The following is a 25,604-nucleotide window of genomic DNA, read 5'->3' on the forward strand; positions in this document are numbered from 1 at the left end:
CACTAGATGAAGAAACAGGAATTAAAAAATATAGCAATATATCAAGAATGGAGTTGGGTTGATGAAGCGATTGAAGCTGATTTATCAAGAGACAAACTGGTGGTGGCCCTTGTTATATGGGGTAGGTGGTGCCTTGTTGACGGCATGTGTCCTCGCGACTGATTTATATTTAAAAAACTACTTTCCGGATGATTGGAAAACAACGCTCGATTTAGGAAGAACGATTCATAGTTCTGTCTTTGCTGGTTTGTTGACGATGATGACGTTTACCTTCTCGACAATCTTAGTCGTCTTGACGACCTATTCATCACAGTTCTCACCACGAACATTACCGAACTTCATCGAAAATCGACAAGTTCAACATATTTTCGGAATCTTTATCGGGGCAGTTACGTATTCGATTACGATGTTGTTTTTCGTCCGTCCTTCTTTACGAGGAAGTGTCGTTGCTTCTGCCGTTGCTGTTCTCGTCGTCTTAATTTCAATCATTGCTTTCGTTGCTTTCATCCATATCGTTAGCCAATCGATTCGTGTGACGACATTACTGGATCGTTTGCACCGGGAAGGCATTCAATTGATCGAGGAACAAATTGATAATTTGAAAGCGGAAAAACATCATTTTATTTCTGATGGTTATGATTCGCTACAATATCCAATCGTCGCGTCAGAGTCTGGTTACTTGCAATTGCTTGATTACGGTGCATTGGCGAAAGAAGGAATGAATATTCAAGTCGATGTCACGATTGGGAGTTACGTGACACAAGGACAAGCGATTGGTACTGCAAACGAAGAAGGTGTGGAATCAGGAATCATCATTGGACCAACACGTTCTTCCGTGCAAGATTTTACGTTTGTCATCCAAAAGTTATCTGAAGTCGGGTTACGCGCAATTTCTCCGGGGATTAACGACCCGAATACGGCGCGACACGCGCTTCGACAAATCGGTGACCTGCTACGCAATTTTGCGATGCTTCCGGATGGCAGTCTGTTAATCGGCGGCGAAGGCTCTGTCATCGTTAAACGCGTTACTTTCTCGGAATTACTATACGAGACGTTTTATCAACTGCGACACTACGGACAAGAAGATATTTCTGTGCTTGCAACGATGCTAGAGTCACTCGAGAGCGCGAAACGAAATGCCTTGTCCGAACATCGGGCAACGATTCAAACGTTTATCCCGTTCGTTTGTTCAGAATTGGATTGGTCTTCTTTAAATGACTGGGATCGTGTGCATCTGGAAAAGGTCTTAGAAAAAGCGCTTGCTTGAAACTTAATTCATGCCTTGCGCGTAAATTAGGAGGAGAGAACAAAGAAAGTGGGAGATATGTATGACGATTTTACTTTGGATTCTGATTGCGGTCTGTTTCATAGCTAGTTTTGTAGGGCTTGTTTATCCAATCATTCCAAGTGCACCGTTACTCATCGTCGGTTTTTTGATATATGGATTTGGTTTCGGGTTTACCGAGTTAACGATTAGTTTTTGGCTCATTCAGTCGGTATTTATCATTTTATTATTCACGCTCGACTATTTAGTAAGTTCTTACACAGTCGATCGGCGTGGTGGATCACGTGCGGCTAAAATTGCAACGACAGTCGGATTGATTGCAGGACCGTTCATTATTCCTGGTGTGGGTCTGTTGATTTTCCCGTTTGTTTTCGCAATCTTAACAGAAAAAATCATCAGTAAAAAGACGTGGAATGAATCAATGTCGATTGGTATCGGAACGGTTTTAGGCATTTTATCAAGTGCATTATTAAAAGGGATTGCCATGCTCTTAATGATTGTCGTCTTTATGTTGTACATTGTTTGACCTAAAAGCAAAGGTTGCTTCAAGTACACATTTAGTGTAAGTTCCGTTATAGTATGAATATGAAAAAGAGGAGAAGCTTATTTTTATAAAAGCTTCTTTTTTATGCAAAAGCTCAAGCTGAGCTTAATTAAATGGAGGTGAATCCCCTTCTCTTGGGGAAACGATTGGACAGTACACATGCAATGGAGACATTCGACACAACAACGATTATTATCAGGCTTCTCATTATTGGATTATTAATTGTTTTGACAGCATTTTTTGTAGCGGCAGAGTTCTCGGTCGTGAAAATGCGGATGTCTCGAATCGATCAATTGATTACAGAGGGCAATAAAACAGCGGTCATCGCCAAAAAATTATTGGAAAACCTCGATTATTATTTATCAGCGTGTCAATTAGGGATTACGGTGACAGCACTTGGTCTAGGGTGGCTAGGAGAGTCGACAGTAGGTGCAATCCTAGAAATGCTCTTCGCAGAGATTGCGTTACCTGATTCAATTTCTACGATTGTTTCGTTTGTCTTAGCCTTTTCAATCGTCACATTCCTTCATGTTGTGTTAGGTGAATTAGCACCAAAATCGTTAGCAATCCAAAAAACAGAAGCGATTACGATGTTGCTTGCACCACCCCTTTATTGGTTTGGTCAAGTGATGAAGCCGTTCATCTGGATTTTAAATGGATCAGCACGAGTCTTTCTGCGCTTGTTCGGTGTAGAGCCGGCAGGGCATGAAGAAGCACACTCGGAAGAAGAAATTAAAATCATCATGACACAAAGTTATAAGAGTGGTGAAATCAACCAGACGGAACTGTCTTACATGCAGAACATTTTTTCTTTTGACGAACGGATCGCAAAAGACATCATGTTGCCGCGAACAGATTTGATTACCATCTCCAATGATGCGTCGATGGATGAAATCATCGCGCTTGTCGAAGAATATCAGTTCACACGCTATCCGGTCGCAGAAGAAGGGGACAAGGATAAAATCCTCGGTTTCATCAATGCGAAGCAACTCTTTACTGATCACATGGCAAACAAAGGGAAGGCGTTAAGTTATTACGTGCATAATTTGCCGATTGTTTCAGAGTATTCACCTTTGCAAGATGCGATGTTGAAAATGCAAGTCGAACGAACACCGATGGCTTTAGTCATCGATGAGTATGGTGGTACTGCCGGTGTCATCACGATGGAAGACATATTAGAAGAAATCGTCGGTGAGATTCGTGATGAATTCGATAAAGATGAGAAAGCCGACATCGAACAAATTCATGAGCGACTGTATCGAATTTCTGGACGTGTCCTAATCGATGACTTGAACGAACGGTTTAACCTCGGAATCGAGGAAGAAGATATCGATACAATTGGCGGTTGGGTGATGGCGCAAGATACGGAAGTGTCGAGCGGTCAAGAGTTCCGTTATGAAGACTATACGGTCAAAGTGATGGAAGTCGATAATCACCAAGTAAAATCGATTTATCTACAACTCCCTGAAAAAGAATCCACTACACCAACTGAAGAAGAAATTATGTAAAACAAGGCGCCCACAGGGTGACCTTGTTTTTTTTCTTGATAAAAGGCGTAGAGAATTTGTTTATACTCGGGCAGTCAGTGGTATTACTGTTTATGTGGCAAAAAAAGTTACTCAAACCAGAGGAAAAGGGGTTCTATTTCATGACTAAAACAATTCTTACTTCACGCGCGGCGGCAGTAGGGGGCCGTGATGGAAAAGTCTCTTCTGACGATAACGTCATTAATTTAGATTTAGTAATGCCTGGTACAAAAGGTAAAGAAGATATTCCGACATCAAACCCAGAGCAACTATTCGCGGCAGGATACGCGGCATGTTTCGATGGTGCATATAATTTAATGGCACGCCAAGCAAAAAAACGTGTCGAAACACGGACGAACTCGGAAGTGAGTCTTTTACAAGACGAAGCAGATAACGGCGTTAAAATCGCAGCTAAACTTGTTGTAGAAGTTGTCGGCGTCTCGCAAGAAGAAGCAGAAGAATTACTTGAAAAAGCGCATGGTTTCTGCCCGTACTCTAAAGCGACACGCGGAAATATTGATGTTGATTTATCGGTAAAAGTGGTAGAAGCATTAAGCGAATAAAAACTATTCTTTTTTACGGGAGGAATCAGTATGCCAAAAGAAACTGACCGTCCAAACGAAAAGTTAGAAGATGAGCGAGAGCGTTTAACTGAACAAGAACGCAAACTGTCATCCGAGCAACAAGAGGAAATTCTTGAAGGAAAGAACGCTATGCCGGATGATCCGATTTCACCTCGCGATCGTGGACAAGATAAGTAATATAGACATTGGGGGATGATTTTAATGGGTAAAAAAGTAGCAGTCGTACTCGCGGACCATTTCGAAGATGTCGAGTTCACAGGACCAGTCGACGCATTAAAAGAGGCAGGTCATGAAGTGACAGTCATCGGTTCAGAAAAAGGTGCAGAACTCGTTGGTAAACAAGAAGATGCAAAAGTCTCTGTTGATGTCACGATTGATCAAACATCACCGGCAGACTATGATGCGCTGTTGATTCCGGGTGGATTTTCACCAGATTTATTACGTGAAGACGAACGTTTTGTCTCTTTCGTAGAAGAGTTCGATATGTCGAAGAAACCGGTCTTCGCGATTTGTCATGGTCCACAATTAATGATTAACGCTAAAATCGTTAAGGGGCGCAAGATGACAGGGTATAAATCAATTCGAATCGATTTAGAAAATGCTGGGGTTGATTTCGAAGACACTGAAGTCGTCGTCGATGATAACTTCGTCTCGAGTCGTCAACCAGATGATATTCCGGCGTTCAACCGTGAAATGTTAGCGAAGCTCGCATAAGTTCATGCAAAACAAATCCCCTTCACAGGTCGTGTAGGGGATTTGTTTTTGCGTTAAGCGTTTGGGTAATCGCAAAGCTCAGTGATGACCCCATGTGAATGCCTCGGATTCATGTAAATCAAACGACGGCCAAAAGGCGTTGACCGGTACGTATCTTCGAGGAACGTAAGTCCCTGTTCTTTTGCATCGAGAATCGCTTGATCTAAATCGTCAACGCGGTAGGCGATGTGATGTACCCCTTTACCGCGTTGTTTTAAGAAACGAGCGATTGGACTGTCAGCGCTTGTTGGTGTCAGTAGTTCAATGTGTGCATCTTCAAATTCAATGACAGCGATATTCGATGCCACGCCTGGAGCGGGGTTTGAATATTCACGGACTAATTTCCCGCCTAAAATTGTTGTATAAAAAGTAATGGCTTCTTGCATATCACGGACGGCAATTCCAGTATGATCAAGTTTCACTATAATTCCTCCCTTACACCACTAGTGTGCCAAAACTTCCCTCAAGGTGCAACGCGCAGGCATTTTCACGAAAGGAGCTTCATCGTATTACATAATTAACCAACAAACTTATACAAAATGAAATCTCACTGAAATATAATAGAGGCAAAATGAATGCTATAATCAAAAACGTTCTTATAAAATTTAAACATTAAAATGAAATTTAAATAAAGCATACTTTTGACTACGATAAAATTATAGAGAAAAAGAGGGAATACTACATGAAAAAAACGTTCGCGTCGCTCATCGTTTCCGCACTTGTCCTTTCATCAACTCCTCATTTTGCATCAGCAGATGATTTAAGTGAACAAAAAGCCAAAAACGAACAAAAGCAACAAGAAAACCAAAATACACAAAAAAATCTTGAGTCTTCTGTGAATCATGAAGGTGAGAAAATTTCGAAGACACAACAAGAAGTGAATCGTTTAGACGAAGCATTGAATGAAAAAATGTTTGCCGTCGAAGCAAAAGATCGTCAAATCAAGGCGACAGAAGCTGAAATCGTCGAACTTGGTAAGCAAATCGAAAAATATAAAGCCAAGCTGAAACGTCAAGAAGAATTGCTCGGCGATCGTTTACGTGTCATGCAAGAAAATGATGGTAATTCGATTAAATGGGAAGAAGTCATCTTTGGTTCAAAAGATGTCGGAGATCTCGTCAGCCGTGTGCTAGCCGGGAAATCCATCTCACAACAAGATGATAAGATGATTACGGATTACCGGAACACGCAAAAGAAATTAGCGAATGCCCAAGCAGAACTTAAAGATAAAAAAGCAAAGCTTGTGACAGAGAAAAAAGAATTAAAACGTCAACAGGCAGAGCTCGAACAACAAATCAGTGAACGAAACAAACGCATTAAAGAACTGAAGAAACAAAAAAAGAAATTTGAGACACAGTTGATGGACGCGAAAGAAGTTCAACAAATCTTGATTGCGCAAGAAAAAGCAATCGCGGCAGAAAAAGCGGCACGTGAACGTGAAGCACGGATTGAAAAAGAGCGCAAAGCACAAGAAGCACGAGAAGCAAAAGCCCGTGCTGAAGCTCAAGCGGCACAAGCAGCAGCCGATCAGGCAGCGGCAGAAAAGGCAGCAGCTGAGCAAGCTGCAGCAGAAAAAGCGGCAGCCGAGCAAGCTGCAAAACAAGCAGCGCGTCAAAAAGCAACAACGAATTCAACAAAACAATCAACGCCGGCACCAGCACCAGTAGCACCAAAACCAGCACCTGTAGCACCGAAGCCAGCTCCGGCTCCAGCTGCATCTTCAGCATTGTTCATTCATCCGACAAGTGGTGCGACTACACAGGGATACGGCTCAGCAAGTGGTGAAAATGGGTACGGATTCCATAATGGAATCGACTTTGGTGCACCGGTTGGAACACCAATCGTCGCAGCAGCAACAGGAACTGTCATTACGGCTTCAAGCAGTGGTCCTTACGGGAATCACATCATGATTGCTCACCAATTGAACGGAAAAACGTATACGACGGTTTACGCGCACATGAGTTCATTGAATGCGCGTGCAGGACAACGTGTCAGCCAGGGACAACAAATCGGTGCACTTGGTAGCACGGGTAACTCGACTGGACCACACCTACACTTCGAAATTCATGTCGGCGGTTATATCTACAGCGGAACAGGCCCTGCAAATAGTGTTAATCCTATGTCAATGTTATAAAATCGTAAAAGAACCTCTACATTGTAGGGGTTCTTTTTTTATACAGTTTGAATAATTAGTTGTTATATTACAAAATAACGTTTTCATTTGAAACGTAAATGAAATTTTTCTGAAACTATTACGGTGCTATAATCAATTTCAGATAGTTTTACTACGAAACATGACTTCAAAAATCGAATTCATACATAAGCGAGGAACTCACATATGCTAAAAAAGTTATTTTCTACCGTACTATTAGGGACGTTATTATTGACGAACACCCCAATCACTCAAGCGGCTACAATCAAAGAAAAGAAAGCAGATAATGCAGCTGAACAACGTAAACTAGAAAAATCAATCAAAAAACAAGAATCTAAAATTTCAAAAGAGCAACGTCAAATCAATGCGATTGATGCAGCAATCAATGAAAATATTTTTCGTGTCTCAGAAAAAAATAAACAGATTCGTCAGTTGAATGAACGAATTGAAGAGCTTGAGGCAGACATTATCCATTATGAAGAAATGTTAAAACGCCAGGAAGAGCTGTTAGGAGACCGCCTTCGTGTGCTTCAAGAAAATGATGGGAATTCTATTAAATGGGAAGAAGTCATTTTTGGTTCGAAAGATCTTGGCGATCTCTTTAGTCGTGTGATGGCAGGGAAAAAAATTGCTGAACAAGATGACAAGATGATTTCTGCTTACCTTGAAACGCAAAAAAAATTAGCGGATGCTAAAGCGACGCTCGTGGATAAAAAGGAAGAGCGAGTGAAAGAAAAAGAAGCCCTTTTGGTTCAAAAAAAGGAACTCAAACAGCAAATGAAAGCGCGTAGTGCAACCTTAAAAAAACTACGTCAAGGTAAAACAAAATTTATGACAAAACTTCTGAATGCGAAAGAACTTCAAGCGACATTAGAAGCGCAAGAACGTGCGATTGCGGCAGCAAAGGCAGCAGCTAAAGCAGCAGCGGAAAAGGCAGCAGCTGAAAAAGCGGCAGCGGAAAAGGCGGCGAAAGCGGCGGAAAAAAACAACGCCGGGACGTCTAAGAAGGTCGTAAGTGCTACGCCAGTCGCTAGTGTTCCGAGCGGTTCGGCGCAGTTCGTTCGCCCTGCGTCAGGAAGTGTTTCACAAGGATTCGGACCAGCGAGTGGTGCGAATGGGTATACTTTCCATAATGGTGTCGACTTTAGAGGGCCAGTCGGATCATCAATCGTCGCAGCAGCTTCAGGAACGGTCATCACAGCGGGAAGCGGTGGACCGTACGGAAATCACGTGATGATTTCACATTTCTTGAATGGGAAAGTGTATACAACAGTTTACGCGCACATGAATTCATTATCAGTTCATGCTGGACAAACGGTCTCGCAAGGACAACAAATCGGTACGCTCGGAAATACGGGAAACTCGACGGGCGCACATCTTCATTTTGAATTGCATATTGGTGGTTACCAATACAGTGCGACAGGACCAGCTAATACAGTTAATCCATTAGCATACTTATAAAAACGAGCTTCGGCTCGTTTTTTTTATGACGCTATGCTACAGTGAAAGGGAAATTTAAATCATGAGCAACTAGGGGAGCTGGAGGAATCTGGCTGAGAGGAAAACCATTCTGTTTTCGACCCTATCACCTGATCTGGATAATACCAGCGTAGGAAAGTTGAGATTGAAGACATGAATAAGTGACCACACTCGTTGGTTTTTCATGGCGTCGTCTGCTTTTTTACAGCGGACGGCGCTTTTTTTCGTTCCGCTTTCTCCTTGTGCTCTCATAGAAAGTGAGGTCTATCGATGAAACATGTACTGACGATTGCTGGATCAGACTCTAGTGGTGGAGCTGGAATTCAAGCCGACCTAAAAACTTTTTCTGCTCTTGGGGTTTACGGTATGAGTGTAATTACTGCTATCACAGCGCAAAATACGTTAGGCGTACAAGCAGTTGAAGATGTATCACCAACGCTTGTCGAAGCCCAGTTGAACTCGATTTTTAGCGATATTCGTGTAGATGCCGTTAAAATTGGGATGGTCTCGAATGAAAAAACGATTCAAGTTATTGCCAAATGTTTGAAACATTATCAGGGACCAGTCGTCTTAGACCCCGTGATGGTCGCAAAAGGGGGGCATGCCCTGTTAAGGAAATATGCTGAACAAGCATTAATGGAGCACTTGATGCCGCTTGCAACCTTGACGACCCCGAATATTCCGGAAATGGAACGCATGTTAGGGCAAGCGATTTCGACAGTTGATGAAATGAAGCTGGCGACGACGGAATTCGCACAAAAACGAGACATCGCTATCCTGTTAAAAGGCGGTCATCTCGAAAGTACGGATGCCTCGGATATTTTATACACGGAAGGGATGCATCATCTGTTTCAGGAGGCACGATTAAAACGCCAGCATACACATGGTACAGGATGTACATTATCTTCCGCGATTGCGGCACGTCTTGCGCTGGGAGATTCCCTGAAGGATAGCGTGATTTATGCTAAACGGTACGTAACTGAAGCAATCCGGCATGGATTTGCCTTAGGGAACGGAATCGGACCGACACATCACTTTTATGACATTTGGAGGGAAACGGATGCTTACAACCATTCATGATAAAAAACCATTAATTCATCATTTAACGAATGCGGTCACGATTAATGAGTGTGCCAATATGACCCTTGCGCTCGGGGGTTCACCTGTCATGGCGGAAGATATCCTAGAAGTCGAGGAAATGGTTGGACATGCAGATGCTGTCGTTATCAATATCGGGACATTGAACGCAGCTTCACGAGCGTCGCAATTGTTGGCAGGTCAAACGGCCAACCGATTGAAGAAACCGATTATTTTAGATCCAGTCGGAATGGGGGCGACGACACTTCGGACACAATTCACGAAAGAGTTACTCGAAGCAATTCATTTTACGGTCATTAAGGGGAACGTCTCTGAAATCAAGACGCTCATCGGTCAAGTCGGACGTTCAAAAGGAGTCGATGTCGCTTCAGGAGAGACATTAGATTTTCAAGTCGTCCATGAGTTTGCTGGACGGCTCGGGACGACTCTCGTCGTAACGGGACCGGTTGATTTCATTACAGACGGCAAGCGTCAAGTAAAACTAACCGTAGGAACGCCACGACTCGGACACATTACAGGGACAGGCTGTATGACGGCATCGCTCATCGGGACCCTACTTGGAGCAGGGTATGATGCATTCGAAGCAGCGACCTATGGGACGTATTTAATGGGAAAAGCGGGTGAAGTCGCAGATGAAGCAGCGGGACTCGGTGATTTCCGGATGGGGTTGTTCAACGCAATCAGCTTAACTACAGAAGAAAGTTTGAAAGGGGTATTGACCAGTGGAGAATGATTACACGGTTTATGCGGTAACAGATCGGCGCTTTCACCCGGACGTTGCCTTGATTGATGCGGTCGAAGCAGCAATAAAAGGTGGCGCGACGATGGTCCAGCTTCGTGAAAAACAGGCGCAAGGGAAAGAATTTCTCGAACAAGCGAGTGACTTGAAGAAAATGATGTCTCGTTACGGCGTCCCACTCATCATCAATGACCGGATTGATATCGCACAAATCGTCGGTGCAGGTCTGCATATCGGGCAAGAGGACATCCCTTTGCGGGAGGCACGTAAGCTGTTACCGGAAGCCACGATTGGGGTTTCTGTCTCGACCGTTGAACAGGCAATCGAAGCAGAGCAAGACGGGGCAACTTATCTTGGCGTAGGGTCGCTCTATCCAACGGCGACAAAAGACGATGCGAGTCAGATGACAAACGAAACACTCCAAGCGATTCGCCGGGCTGTTTCCCTTCCTCTCGTCGGGATTGGTGGAATCACACATCATGTGGTGCCCGACTTATTCGAGATGCTTGAAGGATATGCTGTCGTCTCTGCCTTATTCGCAGCACCAGATATTGAACGTGCGGCACGAGAGTTCAAAGAGGCGGTTCAGACTGCGCGTCAAATAGTATCAGACCGGGTATAATCACTGAAGAGGTGATGTACGTGAAATGGCAAGTCATTCGCTTTCGGGGAGGCTGGATTCGGTATCGAATCGAACCACAAATCATTCGAATCGACAACCGTGGAAAGTATCATTTAGGTTGGAAATTGTTTCCCTATCCGAATCGTTATGCATTTGAATTGGCGGTTTTGTTAAAAAACAAACACCGACAACGATATAAACGGCCGCTGTTGATTAAAACGGCATCCATCGCTACGGAAATCTGGGGCCATACACACCTCGATTTATTTTATCGGGTGATGTTACAAGTACCGTTACCACGCTTCCTATCGAATCGATATAAGGAGCGATTGCGAAATACAAGTATCATCGACATCGGTGTACGGGCTGTCGATACTAATCGAATCGTTTGGGATATCGGGAATCGATTAGGGGGATGGGCAGTTTTTCGTACAATCCAAAAAAAACATCGGAAATGAATCTTCACCTCGCGACTCATCGTAGTCATCTTACTTGCATTTGTTGTTTTAGGATGGTGCAATAGTTTGGAGGAGAGGTGAAGACAGTGGAGGCACCACGCTGTGAGACGATTGCGATCGATAAAAAACGTGCGACTGAAATTGGTCATGCCGTTGAAAAAATCCCGACGCTTGAGATTGGGAAATTGTTTAAAGTGTTATCGGACGCAACGCGTCTACGAATCGCTTATGCATTGACGGTCGAGCGAGAACTTTGTGTTTGTGACGTATCGGCATCAGTTGATTGTTCGATTGCGACGGCTTCGCATCACTTAAGAACGTTATTGAAACAAGGTCTCGTCAAATATCGTAAAGAAGGAAAAGTTGTCTATTATTCACTTGATGACCATCATGTCTCGTCGTTAGTTCATTTGGCAATGGAGCATGTGAATGAAGGAAAGGCTTCTTCTTGAGAAAAATACAAAAAAACGCACCGCAGTCCGATAAAGAACTGCGGTGCGTTTTTTAGCTTTTTCACGAAGCTAATCGTATGAAACAACAGATCACTTGATTCGATGGAAGAGCGTGATGGTCACACTGATGAGTAGAAAGGCTAAAATGGATAGACTAAAGCACATCCGTTTATAGGATGCTGTCACGAGCGCCGTGTTTTCGAGTTCTTGATCTAATTCGGTATACAATTGATCTTTAACTTGAGCAAGATCTTCAAGAATGGTCTGCGTGGTCTGCGTCGATTGTTTCGCTAAAGCGGTAGCTGCCTGTGAACCGTTTGTTTCATAAAGGCTGAAAACGGTTTCGATTTCTTTTTCCCATGCATTGTTACGGGTTAACAAATCTTTAATCGGTACGGGTGTTTCGTTCGAAGCATTGAGCACACGGCGTAAATCATGAATTTTGGTCGTGCAGAAGTAGTATTGTTCAATGTAACGGTCGTCTTCATAGAGCAATAGGCCGCGAACGGCATTTGCCCGATCCCGATTGTATTCGACGAGTTGGTCGACTTGTTTAATCATCGGGATATCATGGGCGTGCATCTCTTCTGTCATTTTTGAAATGGTACGATAACCTGTCAAGGCATAGATGAGAGGAATCGAAGCGAACAAACTGACTAAAAGAATGAGAGAGATGCGGTAGCGCCAAAGTTTATTCATGCAATCATTCCTTCATAAGCTAACTAGTAATGTCATTAGCTTAACCACTAATTCCCAAAAAGTGAAGAGTTATCTATTTTTTAGGGGAACATCTTTTGGTTACGGGAATCCAATCGTTTTATATTTTGAGATGAAACCTGAAGCGATACCAAACGTAGACGTATATGATGGGTCAGCCTTCGTTTACAAAAAACAACCCACCTCATGACAGGGGGGTGTCGTTTCATCGTGTGCGGTTCATTTAAAAAGAGTAGGAATGTTCTTTGTAATTTCCAAAGACGGTATGAATCTCAGAGAAGGTGACGAAGGCATTAGGTTCGACAGAGGAAACAATTTCCTGAAGACGAACGATTTCATTATTCTGTACGACGACATAAACCATCTTCTTTGTCCGGTTGGAATAGCCACCGCGCGCATCGAGAATCGTGACACCACGACCGAGTTCTTTTGTGATGACGTCGTTGATTTCATCTGCTTTTTCACAAATGATAATACATTGTTTAGAAGCAGAGTAAAAACTATAGACCGTTTGCAACGCCTTGGCGCGAACGAAGCTCATAATTAATGCATACATAACATGTTTTAAGTCGAAGACTAACCAAACTAAGATATAGATCACTAAATCCTGCATTAAAAAAATACGCGGGAGCGGCCAGTTATGGAAGCGGGCATAAAAGAACTTTCCGAGGATGTCGAGTCCACCTGTCGAAGCGCCGCCAAAGAAGATTAATGCCATTGCGAGCCCGGAAACTAACCCTGCAAAAATGGAGGCGACGAGAGGATCGTTTAATGACTCAGGAACCACTTGTGTTGGAATCCAATCAATTAAAAATGAAGAAATAAGGACGATAATTCCTGAAAGTAGCATGAATCGTTTTCTTAAGAAGCGAAAACCAAGTAAGAAAAGCGGGATATTCAAGACAAGTTGGGTCAGTCCGATAGGCGTATTGAACAACTCTTGGAAAATAAGTGTGATTCCCATGATGCCGCCAGATCCAATGTCATTTGGAGATAATAAAAGGCTGATATAAAGGGAGTAAAGAAGTGTACCGATTAAAAGGAAACTGATTTTTTCTGTTCGTTTTTTCTTGCTCGTTTGTTTAGTCTTCATTGTGATTGATGAGAAATCCTCATGCTCCTCCTTCGTAAAGTATCTGCCTGCAAGAGTACGCCTATATAGCATTAAATTCAACCCCTCAACTGAAAAATATCGTAAAAAGGTGACGCGGGTCGAAAGGAATTGAGTGAATTGAAAAAAATCCTTTTATTTTTATGCTGTGCGCTCATTGGATTAAGTACAGGTTCCGTTTTTATGTTGCATTACTCGAGGGAATCCCCTGACAATAAGTGGCGTGATGGAGCACTGGTCACCCGATATGTCGGAACATCGGTTGCAAATACAAATGCAATGACAGGATTTATTGAACGATTTCCATTTTCAGACGCACTTAAACAAGTACAGATTGAAGGAACTACCGTTTCCTTACGTTATGAAGTGACGGGTAAATCCAGAAAAGAATGGGTCGGGACAAATCATGAATGGATTGATCCGTCTACACCCTCTTTTATCAAAAGTCGATTTCCGCAACTCGTCATGCACCATACGCTGGCTCTTTTTTTAGCGATTCCTAATGTAATGACAGTTGAAATTCAATATACGGATCCTGTATCAATCCTTCAAATTAAAATCACGCGTACTGATTTTGAAGGGTATACACCACGCGATATTGAGCGAGCTTCGACGTCCACTAACCGCTTTAATCGTGTAGTCATTGACGACTATGTATTAGTTGAATCAAGGCGAAAATCCTTTCTGGAATACTTCCGTTCACAACTCAAAATATACCCGTAAAGTAGTTGTATCTAGCAAGAAAAAGCTTTTTTCACAAACTTGACACAATGGTATCGTTTACATGTCATTCTTTCGTAAAAACCTTAAATAAGGGGTAGGCAGGGGTTGAACATCTTATAAGATGGAAGTATGATAATAAGTGAACAAACATTGTGAAGTGTTGAACAAGAAGAAAGCGAGGTTTCTACAATGAATGAAGTAGAAGCATTAGAAGGGCTAAGAAATAAAGCGGTTAAATCAACTAAAATGCTACAAATGCGTCCACTCGAATATTTAGTTCGTGCCATGCTTGCTGGGGTATTCATCGGTTTTGCTATCATATTTACACTCAAAGCAATCAACGGACTTTATCTAAATGAATCGGCTGCGATGACGCTCGTCGGTGGATTAACTTTTGGTGTTGCGCTTGTCTTAATCGTCTACGGCGGTGCAGAACTGTTTACAGGAAATACGATGTACTTTACTACGGCGACGATGCGTGGATACACTACGAAAATGGATACGTTTAAAGTATGGACGATTTGTTTGATTGGTAATGGTCTCGGAGGACTTGCCTTCGCGTTACTCTTTTCGCAAACTGGAATCATTCAAGAGTTAGGCGCAAACAACTGGTTGTTTGCTGTCTCTGAATCGAAAATCCATCACTCGACATGGGAAATCTTTACGCGAGCAATCTTCTGTAACTGGATGGTTTGTTTAGCGATTTTCATTCCGAAAAACATGAAAAATGAATTGGCACAAATCATGATGATGATGGTTTTAGTTGCTGTCTTCTTCGCATCAGGTTTTGACCATGTCATTGCCAATATGGCATTGTTCTCAATCGCGCTTGTCGTACCTCACCCAGAGGCGATTTCATTTGCCGGAGCAATCCATAACTTAATTCCTGCTCTCTTCGGTAACATCATCGGTGGAGCACTCTTCATGGGAATGGTTTACACGTGGTTGAATAAAGAAAAGCTAGAAGTGGATCAATCAAAACAACAAGCTGCGACAATCAACATCGCGACGAAAAAAAAAGCATAAAGAAAAGGTAAGGTAGCGACGGGTTTTCCCGTCTCCCTTACCTTTTTCTTTATTCGAGATGTTGGAAGCGATCGACATCTGCTGCGAGTTCTTCATAAATCGATTCGACGATTTGAGCATCATCGAACAGACCGAGTACATTTTCGTCAGGTAGTGCATCGACTGGGGAAGTAAAATAGAGCACAGCCGTCAATAATAATTGTTCTTGTTCTTCCTTCATCGAAAAACGTTTTTGATAAAGGGCACGTAACATCTCAAGTAACTGTTTAAGTTGGAAATACAGCACGAGTTCTGCTTCACGTTCGATATCAGACCCTTCTTCTGAAGCGATATCTTTTGTTAAATGTGCTAAGCCAACTTCTCCTCGAATCAATAAATCTTCCTGTGCTTTGTGATCTCCGACTAACGCCAATGCCTGACGGTGGAAATATGTGTAAGCGGATTTGAAATCTCCTGGTACGAATTCCATGTTCAACACTCCTTCTCTACACCTAGTTTCACCTTATTTCTTGCAAAATTGCAACTCTTTCGTGAAAATAAGAGTAAGAGACGAAAGGGGATTACATAATGCCGACTCAAGAACAACTCAAAAAGTATGCAGCACTCGCTGTACGTACAGGAATCAATTTGCAATCCGGTCAGCAACTAGAAATTCGTGCTGGCATCGAAAATGCACCACTTGTTCGTGAAATTACACGTGTTGCTTACGAAGTAGGCGCATCGAACGTTTACGTGCAATGGTCAGATGATGAAATGACGAAAATCCGTTATTTCGATGCACCGGAAGATTCGTTTGACGCATTTCCAGAGTGGTTAAAAGCACGGTTCGATCAGTTAGCTGATGAAAAGACAGCCTTCTTATCTGTCGTCAGTGAAGATCCAGATCTTTTAAACGGAGTCGAGTCGAGTCGTATCGCGCGCGCGAATAAAGCAGCAGGAGTTGCACTAGCCAATTGGCGTAAATTCGTCATGAGCGACAATGTAAGCTGGTGTGTCGTTGCTGCACCTTCAGATGCTTGGGCGGCTAAGGTATTCCCAGACTCGGAAAACGCTGTAGAAGAGCTATGGGAAGCGATTCTAAAGGCAACACGAGTCGATCAAGCGGATCCAGTCGCTGCATGGGAGAAACATGATCACAACCTCCGCACGAAAGCGACCTTCTTGACGGAGAAAAAATATAAAACACTTCATTACTCGGCACCAGGGACGGAATTATCGATCGAGTTACCAGAGCGTCACGTTTGGCTCGGTGGTGGTGGACCGAATGCGGATGGTGTTGATTTCATCGCGAATCTTCCGACGGAGGAGGTCTTTACGTTACCGAAGAAAACAGGTGTCAACGGTCATGTTTCAAGCACGAAGCCACTCAGCTACAGCGGAAACTTGATTGATGGCTTTACGCTTTGGTTTGAAGAGGGAAAAATCGTCAAGGCGGAAGCGAAACAAGGTCAAGCGGCATTAGATGAGTTGATTTCGCTCGACGAAGGAGCACGTTATCTCGGAGAAGTAGCACTCGTGCCGCACCATTCACCAATCTCTGACTCGGGCATCTTGTTCTACAATACGTTGTTTGACGAGAATGCCTCATGTCACCTCGCGATTGGTCGTGCCTACTCGACGTGCCTTGAGAATGGACCAAGCTTATCGAATGAAGAATTAGCCGAGCAAGGGGCGAATGATTCGATGACGCATGTTGATTTCATGATTGGCTCAGCAGATATGGCAATCGATGGCGAATTAGCAGACGGTACACGCGAAGCGTTAATGCGTAACGGCAACTGGTCAATTTAAGGATGAGCCGAATGGAGGCTAAAAAAAGTAACAGGAACGGGTATCCGTTCCTGTTACTTTTTTGTGTTTAAGGAAAGTATTCGTATTAAAGTTCTTCACCGATGATTTTTACTTCCGTCTCGAGGAGAATCCCGAATTTATCCTGCACCGTTTCCTGAACGTGGTGAATAAGCGAAATGTAATCAGTCGCCGTTGCATTTTCGATGTTGACGATGAAACCGGCATGTTTTTGTGAGACTTCCGCTCCACCAATTCTTGTCCCTTGAAGTCCGCTGTCCTGGATTAACTTTCCGGCGAAATATCCTTCAGGGCGCTTAAAGACACTGCCGCAAGAAGGGTATTCGAGGGGTTGCTTCGTTTCACGCTTATTCGTCAAATCGTCCATGACTTCCTTGATGAGAACAGGATCACCCTCCGTCAAAGAAAAACGTCCTTCGAGAATGATATATTCTTTTTTAGCGAAACAGCTTGTCCGGTATCCAAGTTCGAGTTTGTCGCGTGTGATGTTTAACAGCTCCCCTTGGCGTGTTAAAACCGTCGCGCTCTGAAGACAATCTTTGACTTCCCCTCCATACGCACCAGCATTCATGATGAGAGCACCACCGACTGTGCCGGGGATTCCACAGGCAAACTCGAGACCACTCAAAGCATGATCATAAGCGACGCGTGAGGCCTGGATGATGGCCGCGCCGCTTTGTGCGACGAGTTCATGTTCTTCGACCGAAATATCCGTCAATTTTTCAAATGATAAGACGATGCCACGAATCCCGCCATCACGTACGACGAGGTTCGATCCATTACCGAGTAATGTCAATGGGAGATCGTTCTCATAAGCATAGCGAACAGCAAAAGCTGTTTCTTCGTAAGAAGAAGGAATGATGAAAAGGTCGGCAATTCCTCCCATTTTCGTATACGTATGATATTTTAACGGTTCATTCACTAATACAGAGTCTTCGTTTAATCCCTCGTAAAGCCCAGTCAACAACTGTTCAGTCATATAAGTTCTCAGTCCTTTTTTATGAATTCCATTCAGCGAAAGTACGCTCAAAATATATTTTACACTAATTACGTAATTGATGTTTAGCACATAGTTCCCAAAATACAGAGTTGACACGAAAAATGCAAGGTTTATCCGAAAACTGTCATCGCTTAGTAATGAAAATATATATCTGAAATTCCGAATTTCGAAAGGTGAACAAGATAAAATAAGGATTTCGGGGATGAATCGGTTAGAAAAGGGGCAATTACATATACAGATAGAAGGATGTTCTGAAAATTAGGAGGGGAATCGATATGGAGAGCGAACGTTTGAGAATGCGACCTTTTTCTCAGGAAGATTTCGACTTTTATAAAGAACTCGTTCAAAATGAATTGGTGATGCAGTATATTAACGGTGGTGTTTCATTGGATGAGACGGAGGCCCGTTTATGGTTCGACCAACAATTCGAGCGGTATGGAGATGAACGTCAGACGGGCTTTTTGCTAATTGAAAAAAAAGAGGATGAGGAACCAATCGGTTTTGCAGGACTCATCCTACAAGAAGTCGACGGAGTAGAAGAACTTGAAGTCGGATATTGGTTAAAGCCGAAGCACTGGAAAGTCGGATACGGGCGTGAAGCAGCGAAACGTCTGATGCGTGAGGCATTTGAACGTGGAAACGATCGTCTGATTTCAATCATTCATCCAGAAAATCATTCTTCTCAAAAGGTGGCTCGCGCCAACGGATTGGGTTGGGAAAAAGAAACGGTCTTTAAAGGGATACCGGTCGTCGTCTATTCATGCAGACTAACCCGTCTATTTAGAGGCTGAACATTAAAGCAGAGGAGTGTAATTCATGTATCATACAGAATTTATTCGGTTTAATCAGCTTGGTGCCTTGACGCTTTATCAGTTATTAAAATTAAGAACTGATATTTTTGTCGTTGAGCAGGAATGTGCCTATTCAGAGCTCGATAATCGTGATCAGGAGGCGATTCATGCACTTGCCTATGCAGATCAGCAGTTAATCGGTTGCCTTCGAGTACTCCCTAAAAATCAATCAGGTGCTGTAGCGATTGGTCGTGTCGCCGTCCATGCTGATTTTCGGTCGCACGGCATTGCACGTCGCTTGATGAATGAAGCAATCGAACACATCCGGACACAAGAAGAAACAGGGATTTATTTGCAGGCCCAGGCCCATCTAAAAAAGTTTTATGCATCGTTTGGGTTTGAAGAGACATCTGATGTGTATTTGGAAGATGGAATTCCACACCTTGATATGCATTTATCGCTTAAAGAAGAATATTGAATGTTCTTTTACCTAGCAACTAAAGTTCTCATCTAGGTTGGGAAGACGTCTCTCCCTTGTCGTCCCAATGGTTGTAGACATGAGGAAACGCTTATTTTCGAGAAATACTTCAAAAAATAGCGGAGTGAACCGATGATGAGAGCAGAACGAATTTCATTCGGAGGTGAATCAGTCTATGAAAAAAGTACTGGTCATTCTCGCGTTAAGTCTGATTGGACTTTTATCTTTTGCGGTCGGAATTTCTTACGCAGAGCTTCAAAGCAGCCAACAGAACTCAGAAAAGCAGTTAAAGACGATGCTTGAAAAACATCATGGAATCAGTGAAGCATCATTTTTAGAAGTGAAGGCCTCGTTTTCCCTGCAACATCGACAAGTAATCCAGGTTCGATTGCGTGGAGAACCGGCCATTACTTATGAGTTCATTCAGCCGGAACAGACAATTGAATATAGCGGTTCAATTGGAACGAGTGTCGAAAAAGTCGGAAAGCAAGATGAGATTTTTCGATCGATGCCTTTAAAAGTAGGCGAGAATTGATAGATCCTGGTGGATTTCCTTATTGTGAGGAAGGCATCAGGATTTTTTTGGCTTTCAAGAAAAGATAATATTGCGTACACTACGAAGAGAAGCAGTATTCAGGGGGGCAAACCGATGATGAAACGATTTGTGAAAAATGAGGCAGTTGGTCAGGCAGTGCGTGCATTTAAAGAATTGAATCGAAAAGCTTTTGAGTATTACAATGCTGAGTTGTCCGAACGAGAACGGGTCGCTTTAAATTTCGTGAAGCGAGCTTTTGACTTAGAGTCATCAGAGCACTTGGCGCTAGCGCTTGATACGAACCAACCAGTCATTGAACTCGATCGTCTGTTACTTAAGTTGGGGGCGATACAAGATAGAACGCTCTTTTTCCGTTTGTTGGTACAACATGGTGTAGATCTCAATCAATTAAAAGAGCTTGATGGACATCGTTCAATTGTCCGTCAACCGCTAGCATTTCCAGTCGGTCTATACAGTGCAATCAATCATGAACTTTTTCAGTTGGCGATAGAGGCAGGTCTTGATTTAGACTACACGACATCCTTGCAACGGAGTGATCGTTTTTTGGAAACGCACGTGATTAATATGCTTGATCTCTATTTGTTGCTTGATTTAGAAGACGAAATGGACGTACGAAGCCTAGAATTTTTTACAAACCATCCGGCAACAATCGGTTTTGTTGAGCAGTTAAAGCGGTCGAATCCGTCAAGCATTCAGACAATCGTCGAGACTAAAAAATATCAAGTTGATTTTAAATATGCCAAACACTATCCACTCTTTTACGCGATGATCGGTCGGCATACAGAAGTATTTGAACAGTTGCTTGAAGCAGCTTTAAAAATGGAGAATGAACAACTGCTTTTAGAAGATGCACTGTTAGCCTTTCATAACCACCAACCAGGTCAAGCGAGTGCGTTAGGAAACGACTATATCGACAGTCTATATCAGATGGGTGAGCAGCTAAGGATCCGAGCAAATATTGATTTCAAACAAGTGGAGGATGCCTACGTCCTAGCGGAATATCAAGAAATCGTTGAGCTGTTACGTAAAGATTCTCTAGAGTAAGTATGCCAGTGTGAGAAGAGTTGAATATCACAGAATGTATCGGGGTCATATAAACGAAGGGCTTCTTGATGTGTTGAAAAACAATACGTCTCGAATGTCCGAACTGTCGTGCGTTTTAATTTAGCTTGAAAGGTCTCAAGAATTCTTCGCCCGTATCCTTGATTCTTCAATTCAGGGATACACGTAATTTCGAGTAAACGAATCGTTTGCTTTTGTTTTTGGATGATGATTGTTCCGACGATTGTTTGTTGATCGTAGACAAGGTACGGCAATGCCCCCTGTTCAATCAAATATTCGATATGGGATACGTCATAGCTAAATAAAAAATGTGAGGATTGAATCGACTCGTTTCTGAGATTTAAGAACAAGGAACGGTTTCGGAGGGTAAGTGGCTTGAATTGAAGTGATGCGGCATGATCATTGATGAGACCGATGAAGCGAAATTGTTCAGAGGAGAGTGTATAACCGAGCGTGTTCCAAGTCGAGACCAACCCGAAGTCATGTGGTGGAATGATTTGAACGTCGATTTGATGAGGATGTAGAGAGAGCGCGTAATCATGGACGAAATGCGCCAAAGTGCGGAAAGCAATCAAGTCCGTGTAAGCGGCATTGATGATTTGAAGGGACGAGGCAAATTGGTTAAATCCTAATGTCGCGCAGACGGTATCCTCCTTGATCAAAGCCCATTGATATTTTTCAGGTGGTTGGAATGAGAGGGACAGAGGAGATAAGCGGTTTTTTTGTAACAACTGATGGACGAGACGACGTTGACCGTGCGACAATTGCTCGTAACGTAAAATTTTCAAACGCTACACTTCCTTTTCTGATTAGGATGAAACAATACCTTAAGTATACTATAATCAATAAAAGGAAAATAATAGTTTTTATCATAAAAGGTAAAAGTAATCTGGTAGAAACGGGGGAGGGATTAGATTGGGAAAAAAGTTTATCTATGTCTGCTTCTTTTTGTTTTTGAGTAGTATCCATCCCGTTCAAGCACAAGATTTAGATAAACAAGAAACGAGCGTCCGAGAAGCTGTGACGTATGGAAGCTATGGAACGATGGATGAACTCATCATTGATCGAAAAGAACCGACATATGATGGTTTTGACTCACCAAATGACATGGCATTTTTATTTGCCTGTATCGCACTGCTTGCAACTGTAGGACTTGGAATTGTCAATACATCAGATTGAAAGAGCCTCGGGAAACCTTTCCGAAGCTCTCAGGCTGTAGACAACGTGCTATCGGGAAATCAAGCGTCTTTTTTCGTTGCTTTCCTCGGGCGAGGCGCAAGCCGTTGCTCCTTGGATCCTAGCGGACAACGAGCAGGGTCTTGCCAGCCTCTGAAAGTGCGTTAAAAACGCACTTTTTCCCGTAGGAGCCAACGAAACGCGACGCTTTTTAGGGAATACCGTGACAGAAATTCAGACATGCAGACGGTTTAGAGCTCAATCCGTCTCGTTATCGCATGTTCACGCTTCATAAGAGTTTGTCTACACGCTAAAGAGCTTCGGGATACCTTTCCGAAGCTCTTTTTTGTATTTAAAAATGAATATGTTTGGTTCGGCCAACGCGTTCAATCCGATCATGTTCTTCGTCTAGACCCGCCTGTTCCAGCAAGTCGAGATAATAGCGAAATGGAGTCGAACGGTGTGAAAAATAAGGAATATATTCTGTGAAAAGCATCGTTTCGGCTCGTTCTAGTTCACGCAAAGCGATCAGGGCATGAAGTTCTGCGAAGCGAATCTCTTGATAGAGGATGAGCTTGTCTGCATCGATGCGAACGTTCATTTGAAGCTTTTTCGCATGCATGTTCAATAACGACAGGTAAGACTCACGCTCTTGTCGCGTTTCACAATGCTCGAGAACGGCAAGGAAGAGGTCACTGCGTTCCGTGTCGACGTCGATCGGTACCTTTAACGCCGTGTAGATGGCGCGCTTCATCCACGCATTACCGGATGTGTCGAGCTTGTAGTAACCAACGAGTTCTTGGAAGAGCTCAACTTGAGAGACTTTAATCAGTCGGAAGGGGTCGTTACTCAGGAAAAGAGGTTCTTCACCAGCGGCGGAAGACAGTAAAAAAAAGAATTCTTCGAAAGCGACACGCGTTCCGTTCTTTCGACCGACATAATGTCGCAGGTGTTTTAATAATCGTTTTGCTGTGACGTACCAGTTTTTTTGTTCGCGTACGGAAACGATTGCACTTGGTTCTAAATACTCACCATCGTAGGCGAGTTGAATGAATTGTTCAGTCTGCTCGATGGTTTGTTCGATTGTCGGTTGTTCTTGTTCTTTTTGTAGACCTTTATATTTTGCGAATTGCGACAGCATCAAATCTAATTCTTTATCTTCAATTGTTTGTTTGGGAAGTTGGCGATAGATCTCTACGATAATGTCGCGAAGGGTCGTATCGCCATATTGCTCCAGTAAAAGACGTAATTTTCGAATTCTCATGATCGCCCTCCTTCGACAAAAACACAACACTTCATTATTCATTTCCCGATTTTTTCATAAAACGAACATCTTTCATTTGCTCTTTTACACAATCATTGCCTATTTTTAAAGGGAAAGATTAATTTAAGGGAGAGATTCAGATGAATGAAACGATTGAACATTTATTAAACCACCGCTCGATCCGGAAATTTAAGGAACATCAACTCGACGAACAGACGATTGAACTATTAATCCAATCTGCCCAGGCTGCTTCGACGTCTTCTTATCAACAAGCCTATGCAATTGTCGGGATTGAGGATTTAGAAAAAAAACAGCAACTCGTCGAAGTAGCGAGTGGACAAAATTATGTGGCAGATAATAGCTACTTCTTCGTCTTCTGTATCGACTACCATAAACATATGCTGGCAGCAGAGATTGCGAATGGCTCAGTCGCTGACACAGTCGAAACGACGGAAGCGTTGATCGTCGGAGCGGTTGATGCAGGACTTGCCGCACAGAACCTCGTCGTAGCAGCAGAATCATTAGGATACGGGACAGTTTATATCGGTTCACTTCGTAATGACGCTCGAAAAGTGAGTGAACTTCTTGAGTTGCCAAGTCACGTCGTACCGTTATTTGGTGTTGCAGTCGGTTTGCCGGATCAACAGCCAGGTAAAAAACCCCGTCTTCCGATGGAGGCAATCTTCCATCGTAATACGTATACTAATGACAACAAGATGCGTGAGTTGCTAGAACAGTATGAGGCAGAAACCTCGTCGTATTACGGAGAGCGGACGGATGGCGCACGAACTGAGGGATGGGTCTATCAAATGGCTGCCTCGATGAAGGAACCGAAACGGACGTATTTACGTAAGTTCTTACAAGATAAGCAGTTATCGCAAGACTAAAACGGAGGTACTACTATGGATGAGTTTCAATCAGGTCGTTCTCGACTAGAACGAAAACGACAGGAAGAAGAGCAGGCGCGACGTACTTCGACACATACACCAATTGAGCATCGAGCAGAAGATGAGCGAATGCGGATTGACGCCTCACAACGGCAGAATCATCGATACGTCGAGGATGGACCAGCTTTGACGTCGCGTTCAGTTCAACAAAATCACCGGGGCTCGCAGAAAAGAACACGGACTGGTATCGGAGGACGACTTTTCACCGTAGTCAGAAGGTCTGCAAATCAAGTCGGAACGATTATGGCGGAGCGGACACGGTCGAATCGACGTAAAAATGGACGCTCGGAAGAAAAGGTACCACGTGAGACGAGGCAGGATGGTTTAAAGAAACAGCCTGTCGAGAAGAAGAAACGTCGCTTCAAAACGAAAATATTTGGTCTGCTCTTAGTTCTAGTGATTGGCTTTATCCTGTTTGCCTCGCAGCCGTTTACCTTTTTATTAATCGGAAGTGACGCAAGACCCGGAGAAGCGTTACGAGGTTCACGGTCTGATTCACTATCCGTCATGCAATTCGTACCGTTATCACGGACGATTCAGTTAACGTCGATTCCGCGGGATACGTATACACCCATCAGTTGTGAGGATGGGAAAAAAGATAAAATCACGCATGCTTTTGCGTTCGGTGGGGAAGCGTGTACGCAAAACGCCGTCAGTGAACTACTTGATGTAGACATCGATAGCAAAATCGTTATCTCTTTTGATAGTTTCATTGGTTTAGTTGATCAAATCGGCGGGATTGATCTTGTTTCGACAGGAACATTCTCGGAGCAAGACGCTACCGGAAAAGCGAATCAATATGCGTTTCAAAAAGGAAAGGAATACCATATGGATGGAGCGATGGCTCTTGCCTATTCTCGTCACCGAAAAACAGACAATGATGGGGCACGAGCCAATCGTCAGTCAGAAGTCATTCAAGCTGTAGCGACGCATCTGTTGAAGCCGACAGGCTGGACTAAAATTTCATCAGCACATGCTTATATGAAAGAGGAGATGAGTTTAGACATCAGTTACCGTCAAATGGCGACAGCAGGCTTAGCCCTGGCATTGATGTCTGAGCGAGAGCATCTTGAAATTGACGTTGTCAGTGATCGATTGAATGGCATTTTCTATGATTTCCCGGATGAAAAAGCCCTGACACAATTGAGAGAAAAATTACAGACGACGTTTTACGGTGTACTGGCGAATGACTGACATTAAAAAAATAGGTTCCTTTTTGAAAGGTTTCCTTCTCCCTATTGCGGGTATAAAT

General features: G+C 43.2%; 30 protein-coding genes and 1 riboswitch. Of the genes, 23 read left to right on the plus strand and 7 right to left on the minus strand.

All coding sequences use genetic code 11. The features are described 5' to 3' along the window. Positions 1-61: 61 nt before the first annotated feature. From KNP88_RS11060 to KNP88_RS11085, 6 genes are all read left to right on the plus strand, one after another. Positions 62-1,267: a DUF2254 domain-containing protein gene (locus KNP88_RS11060; RefSeq protein WP_214893784.1), complete on the plus strand. Its 1,206-nt coding sequence runs from the start codon at positions 62-64 to the stop codon at positions 1,265-1,267. A gap of 61 nt (positions 1,268-1,328) precedes the next feature. Then, positions 1,329-1,811, plus strand: a complete 483-nt coding sequence (locus KNP88_RS11065; RefSeq protein ID WP_214893785.1) for a DUF456 domain-containing protein — start codon at positions 1,329-1,331, stop codon at positions 1,809-1,811. A gap of 182 nt (positions 1,812-1,993) precedes the next feature. Continuing rightward, on the plus strand, positions 1,994-3,337 hold the full coding sequence (locus KNP88_RS11070) for a hemolysin family protein (RefSeq protein ID WP_214893861.1): 1,344 nt from the start codon (positions 1,994-1,996) through the stop codon (positions 3,335-3,337). Between the two features lie 140 nt (positions 3,338-3,477). Continuing rightward, on the plus strand, positions 3,478-3,918 hold the full coding sequence (locus KNP88_RS11075) for an Ohr family peroxiredoxin (RefSeq protein ID WP_088836343.1): 441 nt from the start codon (positions 3,478-3,480) through the stop codon (positions 3,916-3,918). 30 nt (positions 3,919-3,948) lie between these two features. Continuing rightward, the gene (locus KNP88_RS11080; protein WP_204251418.1) at positions 3,949-4,116 is read left to right on the plus strand and encodes a hypothetical protein; all 168 of its coding nucleotides are present in this window, start codon (positions 3,949-3,951) and stop codon (positions 4,114-4,116) included. A gap of 24 nt (positions 4,117-4,140) precedes the next feature. Next, positions 4,141-4,653, plus strand: coding sequence for a type 1 glutamine amidotransferase domain-containing protein (locus tag KNP88_RS11085; protein ID WP_214893786.1), 513 nt, complete (start codon positions 4,141-4,143; stop codon positions 4,651-4,653). Between the two features lie 53 nt (positions 4,654-4,706). Here KNP88_RS11085 and KNP88_RS11090 read toward each other — a convergent pair whose 3' ends face one another. Next, positions 4,707-5,114: a VOC family protein gene (locus KNP88_RS11090; protein ID WP_029332666.1), complete on the minus strand. Its 408-nt coding sequence runs from the start codon at positions 5,112-5,114 to the stop codon at positions 4,707-4,709. A 260-nt stretch (positions 5,115-5,374) separates the two neighbouring features. Here KNP88_RS11090 and KNP88_RS11095 point away from each other — a divergent pair, with 260 nt between their 5' ends. The 7 genes from KNP88_RS11095 to KNP88_RS11125 all read left to right on the plus strand — a co-directional run bounded on the left by KNP88_RS11095 (position 5,375) and on the right by KNP88_RS11125 (position 11,692). Further along, positions 5,375-6,826, plus strand: a complete 1,452-nt coding sequence (locus tag KNP88_RS11095; protein ID WP_214893787.1) for a murein hydrolase activator EnvC family protein — start codon at positions 5,375-5,377, stop codon at positions 6,824-6,826. Positions 6,827-7,030: 204 nt separating this feature from the next. Beyond that, the gene (locus KNP88_RS11100) at positions 7,031-8,305 is read left to right on the plus strand and encodes a murein hydrolase activator EnvC family protein (protein WP_214893788.1); all 1,275 of its coding nucleotides are present in this window, start codon (positions 7,031-7,033) and stop codon (positions 8,303-8,305) included. Positions 8,306-8,366: 61 nt separating this feature from the next. Further along, positions 8,367-8,477: riboswitch (TPP riboswitch) on the plus strand. A gap of 116 nt (positions 8,478-8,593) precedes the next feature. Further along, positions 8,594-9,403, plus strand: a complete 810-nt coding sequence (thiD, locus tag KNP88_RS11105; RefSeq protein ID WP_214893789.1) for a bifunctional hydroxymethylpyrimidine kinase/phosphomethylpyrimidine kinase — start codon at positions 8,594-8,596, stop codon at positions 9,401-9,403. After that, the gene (thiM, locus tag KNP88_RS11110; protein ID WP_088836348.1) at positions 9,384-10,154 is read left to right on the plus strand and encodes a hydroxyethylthiazole kinase; all 771 of its coding nucleotides are present in this window, start codon (positions 9,384-9,386) and stop codon (positions 10,152-10,154) included. Before thiD ends, thiM begins: the two co-directional genes overlap by 20 nt. Next, on the plus strand, positions 10,144-10,782 hold the full coding sequence (thiE, locus tag KNP88_RS11115; RefSeq protein WP_214893791.1) for a thiamine phosphate synthase: 639 nt from the start codon (positions 10,144-10,146) through the stop codon (positions 10,780-10,782). Before thiM ends, thiE begins: the two co-directional genes overlap by 11 nt. 20 nt (positions 10,783-10,802) lie before the next feature. Beyond that, positions 10,803-11,240 (plus strand): hypothetical protein, encoded by a 438-nt coding sequence (locus KNP88_RS11120; RefSeq protein WP_029332672.1) that lies wholly within the window; start codon positions 10,803-10,805, stop codon positions 11,238-11,240. 77 nt (positions 11,241-11,317) lie between these two features. Beyond that, entirely contained in the window at positions 11,318-11,692 is a 375-nt protein-coding gene (locus KNP88_RS11125) for an ArsR/SmtB family transcription factor (protein ID WP_353048334.1), read from the plus strand. 90 nt (positions 11,693-11,782) lie between these two features. Here the strand turns inward: KNP88_RS11125 and KNP88_RS11130 are convergent, their stop codons facing one another. Continuing rightward, positions 11,783-12,391: a CHASE3 domain-containing protein gene (locus KNP88_RS11130; protein WP_214893793.1), complete on the minus strand. Its 609-nt coding sequence runs from the start codon at positions 12,389-12,391 to the stop codon at positions 11,783-11,785. 241 nt (positions 12,392-12,632) lie between these two features. Next, the gene (locus KNP88_RS11135; RefSeq protein ID WP_088836353.1) at positions 12,633-13,502 is read right to left on the minus strand and encodes a YitT family protein; all 870 of its coding nucleotides are present in this window, start codon (positions 13,500-13,502) and stop codon (positions 12,633-12,635) included. Positions 13,503-13,640: 138 nt separating this feature from the next. Between KNP88_RS11135 and KNP88_RS11140 the strand changes: the two genes are divergently transcribed. Next, positions 13,641-14,243 (plus strand): hypothetical protein, encoded by a 603-nt coding sequence (locus tag KNP88_RS11140; protein WP_214893795.1) that lies wholly within the window; start codon positions 13,641-13,643, stop codon positions 14,241-14,243. 189 nt (positions 14,244-14,432) lie between these two features. After that, entirely contained in the window at positions 14,433-15,269 is an 837-nt protein-coding gene (locus KNP88_RS11145) for a formate/nitrite transporter family protein (RefSeq protein ID WP_088836355.1), read from the plus strand. A gap of 49 nt (positions 15,270-15,318) precedes the next feature. Here the strand turns inward: KNP88_RS11145 and KNP88_RS11150 are convergent, their stop codons facing one another. After that, a complete protein-coding gene (locus KNP88_RS11150; protein ID WP_029332678.1) occupies positions 15,319-15,738 on the minus strand; it encodes a DUF1232 domain-containing protein in 420 nt (139 codons plus the stop codon). A gap of 98 nt (positions 15,739-15,836) precedes the next feature. On the opposite strand from KNP88_RS11150, the gene KNP88_RS11155 reads away from it, so the two are divergent. Beyond that, entirely contained in the window at positions 15,837-17,060 is a 1,224-nt protein-coding gene (locus KNP88_RS11155) for an aminopeptidase (RefSeq protein ID WP_214893797.1), read from the plus strand. Positions 17,061-17,145: 85 nt separating this feature from the next. On the opposite strand, the gene murB is transcribed toward KNP88_RS11155, so the two are convergent. Next, complete coding sequence (gene murB / locus KNP88_RS11160) at positions 17,146-18,057, minus strand: UDP-N-acetylmuramate dehydrogenase (protein WP_214893798.1); 912 nt, start codon at positions 18,055-18,057, stop codon at positions 17,146-17,148. Between the two features lie 296 nt (positions 18,058-18,353). On the opposite strand from murB, the gene KNP88_RS11165 reads away from it, so the two are divergent. The 4 genes from KNP88_RS11165 (at position 18,354) to KNP88_RS11180 (ending at position 20,947) form a co-directional block, all read left to right on the plus strand. Then, on the plus strand, positions 18,354-18,869 hold the full coding sequence (locus KNP88_RS11165) for a GNAT family N-acetyltransferase (protein WP_214893799.1): 516 nt from the start codon (positions 18,354-18,356) through the stop codon (positions 18,867-18,869). Positions 18,870-18,894: 25 nt separating this feature from the next. Then, positions 18,895-19,347, plus strand: coding sequence for a GNAT family N-acetyltransferase (locus KNP88_RS11170; protein ID WP_088836359.1), 453 nt, complete (start codon positions 18,895-18,897; stop codon positions 19,345-19,347). Positions 19,348-19,522: 175 nt separating this feature from the next. After that, positions 19,523-19,882: a hypothetical protein gene (locus KNP88_RS11175; RefSeq protein WP_088836360.1), complete on the plus strand. Its 360-nt coding sequence runs from the start codon at positions 19,523-19,525 to the stop codon at positions 19,880-19,882. Positions 19,883-19,996: 114 nt separating this feature from the next. Continuing rightward, positions 19,997-20,947 carry a hypothetical protein gene (locus KNP88_RS11180; protein WP_251137202.1) on the plus strand — a complete coding sequence of 317 codons (951 nt, stop codon included), beginning with the start codon at positions 19,997-19,999 and terminating at the stop codon, positions 20,945-20,947. Here KNP88_RS11180 and KNP88_RS11185 read toward each other — a convergent pair. Continuing rightward, positions 20,905-21,753, minus strand: coding sequence for a GNAT family N-acetyltransferase (locus KNP88_RS11185; protein WP_214893800.1), 849 nt, complete (start codon positions 21,751-21,753; stop codon positions 20,905-20,907). The two genes, KNP88_RS11180 and KNP88_RS11185, sit on opposite strands and share 43 nt — an antisense overlap. Before the next feature lie 127 nt (positions 21,754-21,880). On the opposite strand from KNP88_RS11185, the gene KNP88_RS11190 reads away from it, so the two are divergent. Next, positions 21,881-22,144 carry a hypothetical protein gene (locus tag KNP88_RS11190; RefSeq protein WP_029332686.1) on the plus strand — a complete coding sequence of 88 codons (264 nt, stop codon included), beginning with the start codon at positions 21,881-21,883 and terminating at the stop codon, positions 22,142-22,144. 349 nt (positions 22,145-22,493) lie between these two features. Here the strand turns inward: KNP88_RS11190 and KNP88_RS11195 are convergent, their stop codons facing one another. Beyond that, the gene (locus tag KNP88_RS11195; RefSeq protein ID WP_214893801.1) at positions 22,494-23,405 is read right to left on the minus strand and encodes a hypothetical protein; all 912 of its coding nucleotides are present in this window, start codon (positions 23,403-23,405) and stop codon (positions 22,494-22,496) included. A gap of 140 nt (positions 23,406-23,545) precedes the next feature. Between KNP88_RS11195 and nfsA the strand changes: the two genes are divergently transcribed. Together nfsA and KNP88_RS11205 are read left to right on the plus strand one after the other, a co-directional pair. Further along, on the plus strand, positions 23,546-24,292 hold the full coding sequence (nfsA, locus tag KNP88_RS11200; protein ID WP_214893802.1) for an oxygen-insensitive NADPH nitroreductase: 747 nt from the start codon (positions 23,546-23,548) through the stop codon (positions 24,290-24,292). Positions 24,293-24,307: 15 nt separating this feature from the next. After that, positions 24,308-25,546 (plus strand): LCP family protein, encoded by a 1,239-nt coding sequence (locus KNP88_RS11205; protein WP_214893803.1) that lies wholly within the window; start codon positions 24,308-24,310, stop codon positions 25,544-25,546. Positions 25,547-25,604: the final 58 nt, after the last annotated feature.

Source organism: Exiguobacterium sp. H66 (assembly GCF_018618705.1).
Classification (GTDB): domain Bacteria; phylum Bacillota; class Bacilli; order Exiguobacteriales; family Exiguobacteriaceae; genus Exiguobacterium_A; species Exiguobacterium_A oxidotolerans.